Source organism: Rhizobium etli CFN 42 (genome assembly GCF_000092045.1).
Lineage (GTDB): Bacteria > Pseudomonadota > Alphaproteobacteria > Rhizobiales > Rhizobiaceae > Rhizobium > Rhizobium etli.
In genome coordinates this window covers 103653-115288 of sequence record NC_007763.1, presented here as the reverse complement: position 1 = coordinate 115288, position 11636 = coordinate 103653, and the positions used below count along the sequence as shown (strand labels likewise).

Here is an 11636-nt window from a genome sequence, read left to right as displayed (position 1 = left end):
ACTACTTCGGCTCTTCCATCACCTTCGGAACTTCGAAGGTGCCGGCCTTGATCTCCGCCCGCTTGGCTTCCATCGCGGCCTCCGCCTCGGCAGGCGCAACACCCTTCACGAAGACGATGTCGCTGCCGCCTTCCTTCATCAGGCCGTAAGAGGTGTAGTTCCTGCCGACCGGTTTGCCGGCGGCGACATCGGCGATCGCGGCATCGAGGATCGGGCGGAAATACCACATGGCGTTGGCAAACACCGTATCGGGATAGCGCGGCGTGTAATCGATCAGCGAGCCGATCGACTTGATGCCGCGTTCCTTGGCGGCGTCGGCCGTGCCGATGCGCTCGCCGAACAGGATGTCGGCGCCGGCGTCGATCTGGGCAAGACCGGCCTCGCGAGCCTTCGGCGGATCGAAGAAGGTGCCGATGAACGAGACCAGGTGTTTGGCGTCGGGGTTGACGGCCTTGACGCCCGCGGCAAAGGCGTTGATCAGCATGTTGACCTCGGGGATCGGGATGGCGCCGACCGAACCGACGACGTTCGACTTGGTCATCTTGCCCGCAAGCATGCCGGCCAGATAGGCGCCGTCGTGGTTCCAGGTGCCGAAGACACCGAAATTGTCGCCGGCCTGCTCGCCGCTCGAACCCAATACGAAAGCGGTATCCGGATAATCGGCCGCGACCTGCCGGGCCTCCCTCTCCACTGCATAGGCCTCGCCGATAATCAGCTTGTTGCCCTGTTCGGCATATTCGCGCATGGCGCGGGGATAATCTGTGCCGGAGACGCCTTCGGAGAAGACATATTCGATGACGCCATCCTTTGCTGCGTCCTGGAGGGCCTTGTGCAGACAGGAGTTCCAGGCATTTTCAACCGGTGAGGCATGGATGCCGGCAACTTTCAGGGGCGCAGCCGCCCTTGCGAGCGGCGCGAAGCCGCTGACGCCAAGCGCAATGCCCGACGCAATCACTGCTCGGCGTGAAATCAGCATGTCTTTGGTCATTGATTGTTCCCCTTTTTACCATCTGGTTCAAAAATCATAGTAGCGCCCAAAAAGGTGTCAAGCAGAGAACCAGCTTAAAAATCAGGCTGATGGCCGCCGCGACCGACAGAACGAACGAGGGCTTGGCGCGACGACATTGGCAGGATATGCATTAGAATATTGGGTCGGGGGAAATGAGGATGGGTGAAGAAGAGGACGCCTCGCGGGGACCGATCGCGAGCCGGTCGTCGTCCTGGGCGATCGGCTTGAGTGCATGGCTGGCGCGCAGTGGCGTGACGCCGAACAGCATTTCGCTTTTCTCGATCGTCTTTGCCGGCCTCGGTGCGGCACTCATCCTGTTCTCGACACATCCGATCGCCGTGATCGGCGCGGCAATCTCGGTGCAACTGCGGCTCGTCTGCAACCTACTTGACGGGATGGTCGCGATCGAAGGCGGCAAGAAAACCAAGAGCGGGCCGATCTACAACGAATTCCCCGACCGCGTCGCCGACAGCCTGCTGCTTGTCGCCGCCGGTTATGCCTGCGGCGTTCCCTCAATCGGCTGGCTATCGGCGCTGCTTGCCGCCCTTACCGCCTATGTCAGGGTGTTCGGAGGAGCGGTCGGCCTGCCTCAGGATTTCAGCGGCATCATGGCCAAGCAACGCCGCATGGCGGTGTTGACGGCGGGCCTCCTTGCCCAGAGCATCGAGACACTGATATCGGCCAGCCGGTGGTCTCTGCTCCTCGCCTCCGCCATGATCGCGGCCGGCAGCCTAGTCACCTGCATCACGCGCACGACGAGACTTGCCCGCTCGCTGGAGAGACCATGATTGCGCTCATCCGTCGTCTTCTCGTGCTGTTCGTCCGTATTGTGGTCGGCGCCCGAAGCGAATGGCGGGGCTGCACCCCCGATCCGACCCGCCGCATTTATTTCGCCAATCACAACAGCCATGTCGATACCGTCGCTGTCATGGCCGCCCTGCCGTATCAGGTGCGCCGGCTGACCCATCCGGTCGCGGCGCGCGATTATTGGGGAACCAACGCCTTTCTCCGTTTCATCGCGGAAAAAGGCCTGCGTGCTGTCTTGATAGACCGCAAGCCTCTGCCCGACAGTAATCCGCTGGCGCCCGTCGAGCGCCTGCTCGAGGAGGGGCGCTCGGTCCTGATCTTTCCGGAAGGAACGAGAAACTCCAGCGACGAGATCGCTCCGTTCCGCAGCGGCATCTATCGCCTTGCTTGCCGTTTTCCCGATGTCGACCTCGTCCCGATTCATCTCGACAACCTTCAGCGCATCCTGCCGAAGGGAAGCATGCTGATCGTCCCGATCACCTGCACGGCGCGGTTCGGCAAGCCGCTGCGCGTCGAAGCGGGCGAGGAAAAGGGCGCGTTCCTGGCCCGCGCCCGCGCCGCGGTCATCGAGCTCGCCGACGGAGGCCCCGTCGCATGACCAGCTTTTTCTCCATCGTGCTGGCCGCGATCCTCGGCCTGCTGGCCGTCGCGTCGGCCATCGGCTTCGTCCTTCAACGGCGCGCGACCGAGCCCGGGTCCGTCGCCACCGTCCACAACCTCAATGCCCGTATCCGCTCATGGTGGATCATGGTCGGGGTCTTCGGCGGCGCGATCCTGCTCGGCGATACGGCGACGGTCATTCTATTCGCATTCCTGTCATTCATGGCGCTTCGCGAGTTCTGGACGCTGACACCGTCGCGTCGCGGCGATCACCTGGCGCTCTTCCTGTCCTTTTTCGTGGTCCTGCCGCTTCACTACGTGTTGCTCGGAACGGCGTGGTACGGGCTCTTTTCGATCTTCATCCCCGTTTATGCCTTCCTGATCCTGCCGGCGGTGGCCACCCTGACGGGGGACGTCAACGAATTTCTGGCGCGCAGCGCCAGAGTGCAATGGGGCTTGATGCTGACGGTCTATTCGATCAGCCACGCCCCCGCGCTCCTTATGCTGCAGACCGGCACACCCTCCGCGCTTCTTCTCGTCTATCTCGTCGTCGTGGTGCAGCTCAGCGACGTTTTCCAGTATGTCTGGGGCAAGCTCCTGGGAAAGCACCGCTTCTCGCCGAACATCAGCCCGTCGAAGACGCTGGAAGGTCTCTTCGGCGGCGGCGCATCGGCGATCCTTCTGGGAACGCTACTCTATCGCCTGACGCCGTTCTCGCCTCTGCAGGCGGCCGCCGTGAGCACGGTCATCGTCGTCGCGGGCTTCTTCGGCGGCTTCGTGCTCTCGGCGATCAAACGCGACCTCAACGCCAAGGACTGGGGCTATGTTATTGAGGGCCATGGCGGCGTGCTCGACCGCCTGGATTCCATCACCTTCTCAGCGCCGCTGTTCTTCCACATCGTCCGCTATTGGTTCACGACATAGGCATGGTCATGTTAAGACCGGTCGAGATCTTCCAGACTCGCGAACAGTCGGCGCTGAACATCCCGCTCCTGGCTATTGATAGCTGACATCAGCATGGCCATCGTTTCCCGCAGCCCGTGCAGCTCGTCCACCAGCTCCATGACGATATCAACGCCGGCTTCGTTGACGCCCATATTCCCCATCAGGTCCAGGATGAGCCTCGCGCGGGCGACGTCGGCGTCGCGAAACCGTCGCTGGCCACTCGACGTCTCCGGGATCAGCCAGCCCTGTTCGACCCAGAAATCGAGCTGGACGACATCGATTTTCAAGCAAAGACGGAATTCGAGATCATCCATGATCAGGCCTCCATGTTCTTCCTCGGATCGTATGGATGTGCGGCCGCCCATTCCTGCACCAGGGACGTCAGCCGGTCGTCGGGGCGATCGGGCAATACGATCTTCAGCGAGACGTAGACGTCACCGTGCCCGCCGCCGCGTTTCGGAACGCCCTTGCCCTTGAGGCGCAGAACTTTGCCGGTGTTGGAATGCGGCGGCAGCGTGAGACTGACAGGTCCGGACGGCGTCGGTGCGCGAATCTTGCCTCCGAGCACCGCTTCGCCGAGCGAAATCGGCAGCTCCAGGCGGATGTCGTCGCCGTCACGCGTGAAGAAGCGATGCGGCCGCACCCGGATTTCGATCAGCGCGTCGCCCGCCGGTCCGCCCCCGATGCCCGGCTCACCCTTGCCGCGCAGCCGCAAGGTCTGGCCATCGCGGGTTCCCGGTGGGATCTGCACCTCGAGCGCGGGGCCATTGGGAAACTTGACCTCGGTTTTGGCGCCGTTGACGGCCTCGAGGAAATCGACCTCCATGGAGAAACGCCCGTCCTGGCCATGGCTGCGCGCTCGGCCACCGCCGGTGCGGCGCGAAAAGAAGCTCGCAAAGATATCATCGGCGTCGCCGAAATCGGCGAAGCCGGCGCTGTTGTGATAGGGATCGTTGGGACCGCTTGCCGAGGCATAATCGCGATAATAGTTGCGCTGGGCCCGCTCGGCGCCCGACATATCGATCTCGCCGCGGTCGAAGCGGCCGCGCTTTTCCTCATCACTCAAAATCTCGTAGGCGGTCGAAATCTCCTTGAACTTTTCCTCGGCGTGTCTGTCGCCGGGGTTGAGATCGGGGTGAAGTTTCTTGGCGAGCTTGCGGAACGCGCTCTGAATATCCTTCTGCGTGGCATCCCGCCTCACGCCCAGAAGCTCATAGGGATCCTGGCTCATGCATCTCTCCGGTCGGGCAGTGAATACTGCTGGTTGGGTTGGGATTGATATAGGTTGCCTGGCCGCCGCAGGGGAGGGGGTGGTCAAACGTCAAAAGCCCGCCGTGCCATGATCGGCGGCGGCTCGCCAGGATCAGAGCGAAGCGGCGTCTTCTGTTTGAGCCGCAGAGTCTTCATCGGCATGATCGAGGCGCCGGTCGATGAGTACCGAGCACCCGGCATGGCGCGCGACCTTCTCGACGATCGAGGAGAAGACATAATCGGTGATATCAGGCACGTGGGATGACAGCAGGATTAGCTCGGCCGCTCTCTCCCTTGCGGCCGACACGAGCAGCGAGGCGGCAACGCCGATGCGAACCTCGATCATCGCCGGGATGTCCAGCTCCTTGCACAGCGACGCAAGTTTCCGTTCGGCGTCGATAATGGCAGCCGTCTCGAATTCCTCGGGGATGTCTGTCAGGTGGTGGCGCGGGATATTTTCAATGACGTGCATGACGAAGATCGTTCCGCCTTCGTCCACCAGCGCCGCAGCCCGGCGCAGCAGACGCTCGGCCGTCTGTCTCGAGCCCATGCCGATGCAGCAGATGATCGTGCGATACATGAGATCAATATCCTCGAATGGAGTCATTTTCCTGATCATAGCGCTAGCGACAGCGTCTGCTTTGACTAAAGTCAAGCCGGACTGCCGCCGGCATTTGGCAACCATCGCCCGCCTCAAGGCGAGAATTCAGCCGCATTGTCGCAATTGACGGCCGTCCGATCGGCGGTAGCTCTCATGCGGTGCCGTCACAACATCGAGGTTTCAGATCCGAACTTTGCCATTATCCGAGCGGGCGCGATGGGAGGCGCGGTCGCCAAACGATTGATCGAGGGTGCGGCCTGAACCGGCCGTTTTCGTCAGGGTTGCCAAGGCTCTGACGATTGCGTGAAGCCGCTCCGATAGCTGTGACAAAACCTCATCGCCTCTGCTATGTCAGGAAAAATGCGGCGACCCAACCGGCGTCGCGCTCTGTCTGATCAATGCCAGGAGTTTAAAAGATGAGCGGTACCTCCGACTATATCCCCCCGAAGGTCTGGACCTGGAACAAGGCAAATGGTGGCCAATTCGCCAACATCAACCGCCCGATAGCAGGACCGACACATGAGAAGGAGCTTCCGATCGGCCGCCACCCGCTGCAGCTTTATTCGCTCGGCACGCCGAACGGCCAGAAGGTCACGATCATGCTCGAGGAACTGCTGGCCCTTGGCCATAGCGGTGCTGAGTACGACGCCTGGCTGATCAAGATCGGCGAGGGCGACCAGTTCGGCAGCGGCTTTGTCGCCGTCAATCCCAACTCCAAGATCCCGGCGCTGATGGACCGCAGCGGCCCGAAGCCGATCCGCGTCTTCGAGTCCGGCGCCATCCTCACCTATCTCGCCGAGAAATTCGGCGCTTTCTTGCCGACCGAGCCGAGTGAGCGCGCCGAATGCCTGTCGTGGCTGTTCTGGCAGATGGGAAGCGCGCCCTATCTCGGCGGCGGCTTCGGCCATTTCTACGCCTATGCGCCTGTCAAGATCGAATATGCGATCGACCGGTTCGCGATGGAAGTGAAGCGTCAACTCGACGTACTCGATCGCCGTCTTGCCGAAAGCGAATATGTGGCAGGCAGCCAATACACGATCGCCGATATTGCCATCTGGCCCTGGTATGGTGGCCTGGTGAAGGGCTGGACCTACGGGGCGGCCGAGTTCCTGCAGGTCGAGGACTACAAGAACGTGCTGCGCTGGGCCGACGCCATCCACAGCAGGCCGGCCGTACAGCGCGGCCGGATGGTCAATCGCCTCTCCGGCGAACCCTCGACGCAATTGCACGAGCGCCACGACGCCAGCGACTTCGAGACCAGGACGCAAGACAAGCTGGCGGCCGCCGAGTAAGCAAGCCGCATCAGCGACGTGTCGCAGCAATAAACAGGCTCCGCCGCCTTCACGGCGGCGGAGCGCTTGCGAACTGCCGGACCTCAGTTCTTGACCGTATCCTCCAGGAAGAAACGGCCGAGCGGGTTCTGGTGGAAGTTGTCGATATTCTTGCGCGAGACGTTGATATAAGGGCTGTAATAGAGGTCGATCCAGTTGACGTCTTCCTTCGCCATTTTCTGCAGATCGACATACATCTCTTCACGCTTCTTCGGGTCGAGCTCGAGACGCGCCTTGGCGACCAGTTCCTTCACCGCCTCGTTCTTATAGTTGGTCAGATAGTTGTTATTGGAATCATGGCCGAGAACGAAGGTGGTCTTCTGGTCCGGATCGAGAATGTCGTTGGTCCAGTAGTTGACCGAGATGTCGTAATCCCCGGCAACGGTCATGTCCCATTCCTGGCTCGGATCGACCTTCTGCAGGTTGGCGGTGATGCCAGCCTTCCGCAACTGCTGCTGGACTAGGATGGCCGTCTGTTCGTCGACTTCGTCGCCCGCGCGCACGAGGTAATTCAGCGTCAGATCGGACGCTCCGGCCGCCGCCAGCATCTCCTTGGCCTTCGCGGGATCGTAGGGCCGCTGCAGATTGTCGGCGTAGTGAAAGAGAGCTCCCTTCGGAATGTAGGAATTGGCGACAGTTCCCTGGCCGAAGGTCACGGCATCGACAATCGCATTCTTGTCGATGGCCATATCGAGCGCCTGACGGACTTCCTTTTTGCCGAGCGCACCATGCGCGTGATTGATCAGCAGATGGTCCTCTCGCGTCGAAGCATCGATGTCGACATTGAGATTGGGATCCTTTTTCAGCTCTTCGACGCGGGAGAAGGGAACAAATATCGCCGCATCCAGCTCACCGGCCTGAACGTTCAGCATTCGGGTGTTGTCGTCAGGAACCGAGATCCATTCGACGCCGTCGAGCTTGACGCGGTCGGCCTGCCAGAAGTTGGGGTTCTTCTTCAGGATCACCCGGTCGCCGCGCCGCCATTCGTCAATGACGAAGGCGCCGGATGCGACCGGCTTTTCGCCGTAGGCCTCGGCACCCAGGGACTCCATGCCCTTCTTGGAGATGACCGAAGCATTGGGCAGCGCAAGCGTCGAGAGGAACGGCGCAGACGGGTTTTTGAGCTTGATCGTCAGCGTATGCGTGTCGGTCGCGATCGCCGTTTCAATCACCTTGTAGGAATCGCTCCAGAGCGAGGCAGGATCGTCGCGAATGCGCAGAAGACTGTAGGCCGCGTCTTCTGCCGTCAGCGGCGAACCGTCGGAAAATTTCGTATCGCGAATCTTGAAGGTGTAGGTCAGGCCCTCATCCGAGGCCGTCCAGCTTTCGGCAAGACCGGGCTCCAGCTTCGTGCCTGTCTTGTCGACGCGGATCAGCACGTCGTAGACGTTTGAGAATACCCAATTGTCGATGTTCTGGGCAGTTTTAATCGGATCGAATATCGTCGAATCCTCGCGGCGGCCGATGGTGAGCACACCGGCGGCTTCGGCATAGCTGGCGCTGAGCGCCAGACCGGCGAGGAAGGCTGCGAGCCCGATTGATTTCCACCTGTTTGTCATGAGTTCGTCCCCTTCGTTGTTATGGCATGCGTTTTGATGGGCTGGATCGGTATCGATTGCAGATCCTCCTTGCCGCCGGCGCCCCGCGGCAGCGGCTTGTCGGGATCGATGTCGGGAATGGCGGCGATCAGCGCCGCCGTATAGGCATGCTTCGGCCGCGCGAAGACCTCTTCGCAGCGGCCTTCCTCGACGATCTCGCCGCGATACATGACGACCACGCGTTCGCAGAGATTGCGGACGATCGCGAGATCATGGGCGATGAAGATCAGCGTCAGGTTCATCTTCGCGGTGAGCTCGCGGAAGAGTTCGATGATCTGCGCCTGAATGGTGACGTCGAGGGCGGCGACACATTCATCGGCAATGATCATCTTCGGGTCGACGGCGAGGGCCCGGGCGATGCCGGCGCGCTGGCACTGGCCGCCGCTCATGCTGCGCGGTTTGCGGCCAGCGAATTCGCGTTCGAGGCCGACGAGATCGAGCAGAGCGTCGATCCGCGCCGGGATATCCGCCTTGGCCACCTTGCCCTGCACCTTCAGCACCTCCGCAAGCATCTGACCGATCGTCAATCCAGGATTGAGCGCATTATAGGGGTCCTGGAAAACCATCGCCGTTTCGCGCCTGAGCTTTGCCAGGCCCGCGCGCTTCTGCAGCGCCAGATCGACGCCGTCGAAAGTGACATGACCGGAGGAAAGGGGCGTAAGGCCAAGCACGGCGCGGGCAAGCGTGCTCTTGCCGCTGCCGGATTCACCGACGATGCCGACCGTCTCCCCGGCCAGGATCTGCAGGCTGACGCCGGAAACCGCGCTGACCGTCTTGGCGCCGCCCTTCAGCAGGCCGCCGCCGGCTCTGAACTGCACATGGAGATCGTCGATTTCAAGCATTAGTCCCGCCTGCCGGCCGGCGACCGCCACCTCGGGCGAGGACGTGGGAGTCTCGCCTGACATCGAAGGGTGGCTGTCGATCAGGCTGACTGTATAGGGATGCTGCGGCCGTGCGAGGATCGCCCGCTTCGGCCCCGCTTCAATCAGCTTGCCGCCGCGCATCACGGCAATGCGGTCGCAGGTCTGGGCGACGATGCCAAGATCATGGGTAATGAGAATGATCGACAGTCCGCGCCGGTCGCGAATATCGATTAACAGCCGCAGGATCTGTGCCTGGATGGTCACATCGAGTGCCGTCGTCGGCTCGTCGGCAATCAGGATTTTCGGGTTGCAGGACAAAGCCACGCCGATCATTGCCCGCTGCCGCATGCCGCCGGAAAATTCGTGTGGATAGCTGTCGTACTGACGCTTCGGATCGGGGAAGCCGACCTGCGCCAGGATATCAGTCGCAGCAGCGCGAGCCTCGCGGGCGCCGAGCCTCTCGTGATAGCGAATGCCCTCGGCGATCTGCTCGCCGACCCGCATCACCGGGTCGAGATGGCTGGTCGGGTTCTGGAAGATCATGCCGACCTCGCCGCCGCGCACCGTCAGCATTTCGCCGTCGTCGACCCGCATGAGGTCGCGTCCTTCGAGCAGCACCGATCCGCTTTCGATCTTCAACAGCGAGGAGGGCAGCAGCCGCAGCAGGGAGCGGCAGAACAGGCTCTTGCCTGAACCGCTCTCGCCGACGAGGCCGAGGACCTCGCCCTTGCCGAGATCGAGCGACACTGCATCAAGCAGCGTGCGCGGGCCGGAATCGAGATGGGCGCTGACGGTGAGATCGCGAACGGAGAGCAGGGAGCCGCTCATTCGTGCACCCCCAGCAACTCGCCCAGCGCATCGCCCAGCATGCTGAAACCGAAGGCGAGGCAGACGATGGAAAGGCCAGGGAACAGCGTGATCCACCAGGCGGTGGTGATGAAACTCTGCCCTTCCGCAACCATGACGCCCCACTCGGCGATCGGCGGCTGGACGCCGAGACCGAGATAGCTGACGGCGGCGCCGCTGAGCAGCACCAGCGTCGCATCGGACATGGAAAAGACGATCGATCCGGCGATTGCGTTCGGCAGCAGGTGGCGGAACATGATGCGCGGGCGGCTGAAGCCGAGGCTGACGGCGGCAACGGCGTAGTCGCTGCTTTTCAGCACCAGCATCTGCGCCCGGATCAGCCGCGCATAGGACACCCAGCCGACCAGCGCCATCGATATGTAGAAGCTGCCGAGACCAGGGCCGAGAATCGCGATGATCGACAGCATCAGCACGAGAAAGGGGAAGGCGAGGATGATATCGACGAGACGCATGAACAGCGCGTCGACAATGCCGCCGAAGAAGCCGGCGACCGTGCCGACCGTCGTGCCGATCAGAAAGGGGAAGATGACGCCGATCAGCGCCATCTGCAGATCGATGCGCGCGCCCCAGATGACGCGAGACAGGATATCGCGGCCGAAATTGTCGGTGCCGAACGGGTGAAGCAATGACGGCGCCTGCAGCCGCACTTCGGCATTCTGCATGATCGGGTCATAGGGCGCGATGATGGGCGCGCCGACTGCCAGCAGGACGAAAAACAGCAGCAGGCCGGCACCGACGGCAAGCATCAGCTGCCGGCGGAAAAACCGGCGCCAGCCGGGCGATGCAGGCACGATCGCCTCGACGCTCATAACTTCACCCTCGGATCGACGGCGACGGTGACGATGTCGGCGAGGAAATTGATGAGCACGGTGGCGCAGGCAAAGACCATGGCGACGCCCTGAACCACCATGTAGTCGCGTGAAAAGATCGCCCTGACAAGCAGTTGCCCCATGCCGGGCAGCGCAAAGACGCTCTCGACCACCACCGTGCCGCCGATCAGCCAGCCGATATTGACCGCAAGCAGGTTGATCGTCGGCACCAGCGAATTCGGCAGCACATGCCGCCAGAAGACGATGCCTTCCGGCATGCCGCGGGCGCGCGCCGCCGTCGCGACGTCCGACTTCAGCGCTTCGATCATCGCCGCCCGCAGGCTTCGCGTCAAAACGATCGAGAGCGACAGCGCCACCGTCAGGCTCGGCAGCACAAGATGGGAAAGCTTGTCGCCGATGGTCTCGCCATAGCCCGAAACCGGCAGCATGCCGAGCTCGACACTGAAGAGGATGATCAGCATCAGTCCCAGCCAGAAGGGGGGAAAACCGATGCCGAAGGTCGAGACGATGCGCACCGCATGGTCCGACGCGCGGCCGGCATTGCGTGCGGCGATTGCCGCCAGCGGCACCGCGATCAGCACCGACAGCAGGACGCTGGAGGCGACGAGCGCAAGCGTCGGCTCGATGCGGGTGACGATCAGCTTCAGCACGTCGACTTTATAGAGGATCGACTTGCCCATCTCGCCATTGGCGAGGTTCTTGAGGAAGTAGAGATATTGCACCCACATCGGCTGATCGAGGCCGTATTGGGCGCGGATGCCGGCAAGGGCTGCCGGCGTCGCGCGCGTGCCGAGAATGTTGCGGGCGGGATCACCGGGGATCAGGCGGACCAGAATGAAAGTGATGACGCTGATGCCGAAAATGACGGGCAGGAACTGCAACGGTCGCGTCAGAACAAACTTATAGCGATGCATGACGGCGATCGCCCCTTTGA

The 11636-nt window shown here is 62.0% G+C and carries 12 protein-coding genes; 4 read left to right on the top strand and 8 right to left on the bottom strand.

Annotated features, from left to right (window positions below; translation table 11 throughout):
• Nucleotide 1 precedes the first annotated feature (1 nt).
• Nucleotides 2-988, bottom strand: coding sequence for a BMP family protein (locus RHE_RS22525; RefSeq protein WP_011427566.1), 987 nt, complete (start codon nucleotides 986-988; stop codon nucleotides 2-4).
• A gap of 179 nt (nucleotides 989-1167) precedes the next feature.
• Between RHE_RS22525 and RHE_RS22520 the strand changes: the two genes are divergently transcribed.
• Genes RHE_RS22520 through RHE_RS22510 form a run of 3 tightly spaced genes read left to right on the top strand, consistent with a single transcriptional unit; the run spans nucleotide 1168 to nucleotide 3340 of the window.
• Entirely contained in the window at nucleotides 1168-1797 is a 630-nt protein-coding gene (locus RHE_RS22520) for a CDP-alcohol phosphatidyltransferase family protein (RefSeq protein WP_011427565.1), read from the top strand.
• The gene (locus RHE_RS22515; protein ID WP_011427564.1) at nucleotides 1794-2414 is read left to right on the top strand and encodes a lysophospholipid acyltransferase family protein; all 621 of its coding nucleotides are present in this window, start codon (nucleotides 1794-1796) and stop codon (nucleotides 2412-2414) included. Before RHE_RS22520 ends, RHE_RS22515 begins: the two co-directional genes overlap by 4 nt.
• Nucleotides 2411-3340: a phosphatidate cytidylyltransferase gene (locus tag RHE_RS22510; RefSeq protein WP_011427563.1), complete on the top strand. Its 930-nt coding sequence runs from the start codon at nucleotides 2411-2413 to the stop codon at nucleotides 3338-3340. Before RHE_RS22515 ends, RHE_RS22510 begins: the two co-directional genes overlap by 4 nt.
• A gap of 11 nt (nucleotides 3341-3351) precedes the next feature.
• On the opposite strand, the gene RHE_RS22505 is transcribed toward RHE_RS22510, so the two are convergent.
• The 3 genes from RHE_RS22505 to RHE_RS22495 all read right to left on the bottom strand — a co-directional run bounded on the left by RHE_RS22505 (nucleotide 3352) and on the right by RHE_RS22495 (nucleotide 5192).
• On the bottom strand, nucleotides 3352-3675 hold the full coding sequence (locus tag RHE_RS22505; protein ID WP_011427562.1) for a chaperone modulator CbpM: 324 nt from the start codon (nucleotides 3673-3675) through the stop codon (nucleotides 3352-3354).
• Between the two features lie 2 nt (nucleotides 3676-3677).
• Nucleotides 3678-4592: a DnaJ C-terminal domain-containing protein gene (locus RHE_RS22500; RefSeq protein ID WP_011427561.1), complete on the bottom strand. Its 915-nt coding sequence runs from the start codon at nucleotides 4590-4592 to the stop codon at nucleotides 3678-3680.
• Between the two features lie 132 nt (nucleotides 4593-4724).
• Nucleotides 4725-5192 (bottom strand): universal stress protein, encoded by a 468-nt coding sequence (locus tag RHE_RS22495; protein ID WP_042119675.1) that lies wholly within the window; start codon nucleotides 5190-5192, stop codon nucleotides 4725-4727.
• Between the two features lie 437 nt (nucleotides 5193-5629).
• On the opposite strand from RHE_RS22495, the gene yghU reads away from it, so the two are divergent.
• Nucleotides 5630-6505, top strand: coding sequence for a glutathione-dependent disulfide-bond oxidoreductase (gene yghU, locus RHE_RS22490; protein WP_011427559.1), 876 nt, complete (start codon nucleotides 5630-5632; stop codon nucleotides 6503-6505).
• A gap of 83 nt (nucleotides 6506-6588) precedes the next feature.
• On the opposite strand, the gene RHE_RS22485 is transcribed toward yghU, so the two are convergent.
• From RHE_RS22485 to RHE_RS22470, 4 genes are read right to left on the bottom strand one after another with little or no spacing between them, the layout of a single operon-like run.
• On the bottom strand, nucleotides 6589-8103 hold the full coding sequence (locus RHE_RS22485) for an ABC transporter substrate-binding protein (RefSeq protein WP_011427558.1): 1515 nt from the start codon (nucleotides 8101-8103) through the stop codon (nucleotides 6589-6591).
• Complete coding sequence (locus tag RHE_RS22480) at nucleotides 8100-9833, bottom strand: dipeptide ABC transporter ATP-binding protein (RefSeq protein WP_011427557.1); 1734 nt, start codon at nucleotides 9831-9833, stop codon at nucleotides 8100-8102. Before RHE_RS22480 ends, RHE_RS22485 begins: the two co-directional genes overlap by 4 nt.
• Nucleotides 9830-10681 (bottom strand): ABC transporter permease, encoded by an 852-nt coding sequence (locus tag RHE_RS22475; protein ID WP_011427556.1) that lies wholly within the window; start codon nucleotides 10679-10681, stop codon nucleotides 9830-9832. Before RHE_RS22475 ends, RHE_RS22480 begins: the two co-directional genes overlap by 4 nt.
• Nucleotides 10678-11616: an ABC transporter permease gene (locus tag RHE_RS22470; protein ID WP_011427555.1), complete on the bottom strand. Its 939-nt coding sequence runs from the start codon at nucleotides 11614-11616 to the stop codon at nucleotides 10678-10680. The genes RHE_RS22475 and RHE_RS22470 overlap by 4 nt, the downstream gene beginning before the upstream one ends.
• Nucleotides 11617-11636 lie beyond the last annotated feature (20 nt).

What these genes read in the sequence shown, in the direction of transcription:
- yghU (WP_011427559.1), top strand. Translation starts at nt 5,630, where the DNA reads ATGAGCGGTACCTCCGACTATATCCCCCCGAAGGTCTGGACCTGGAAC.
- RHE_RS22525 (WP_011427566.1), bottom strand. Translation starts at nt 988, where the DNA reads ATGACCAAAGACATGCTGATTTCACGCCGAGCAGTGATTGCGTCGGGC.
- RHE_RS22480 (WP_011427557.1), bottom strand. Translation starts at nt 9,833, where the DNA reads ATGAGCGGCTCCCTGCTCTCCGTTCGCGATCTCACCGTCAGCGCCCAT.
- RHE_RS22510 (WP_011427563.1), top strand. Translation starts at nt 2,411, where the DNA reads ATGACCAGCTTTTTCTCCATCGTGCTGGCCGCGATCCTCGGCCTGCTG.
- RHE_RS22470 (WP_011427555.1), bottom strand. Translation starts at nt 11,616, where the DNA reads ATGCATCGCTATAAGTTTGTTCTGACGCGACCGTTGCAGTTCCTGCCC.
- RHE_RS22500 (WP_011427561.1), bottom strand. Translation starts at nt 4,592, where the DNA reads ATGAGCCAGGATCCCTATGAGCTTCTGGGCGTGAGGCGGGATGCCACG.
- RHE_RS22505 (WP_011427562.1), bottom strand. Translation starts at nt 3,675, where the DNA reads ATGGATGATCTCGAATTCCGTCTTTGCTTGAAAATCGATGTCGTCCAG.
- RHE_RS22520 (WP_011427565.1), top strand. Translation starts at nt 1,168, where the DNA reads ATGGGTGAAGAAGAGGACGCCTCGCGGGGACCGATCGCGAGCCGGTCG.
- RHE_RS22515 (WP_011427564.1), top strand. Translation starts at nt 1,794, where the DNA reads ATGATTGCGCTCATCCGTCGTCTTCTCGTGCTGTTCGTCCGTATTGTG.
- RHE_RS22475 (WP_011427556.1), bottom strand. Translation starts at nt 10,681, where the DNA reads ATGAGCGTCGAGGCGATCGTGCCTGCATCGCCCGGCTGGCGCCGGTTT.
- RHE_RS22495 (WP_042119675.1), bottom strand. Translation starts at nt 5,192, where the DNA reads ATGTATCGCACGATCATCTGCTGCATCGGCATGGGCTCGAGACAGACG.
- RHE_RS22485 (WP_011427558.1), bottom strand. Translation starts at nt 8,103, where the DNA reads ATGACAAACAGGTGGAAATCAATCGGGCTCGCAGCCTTCCTCGCCGGT.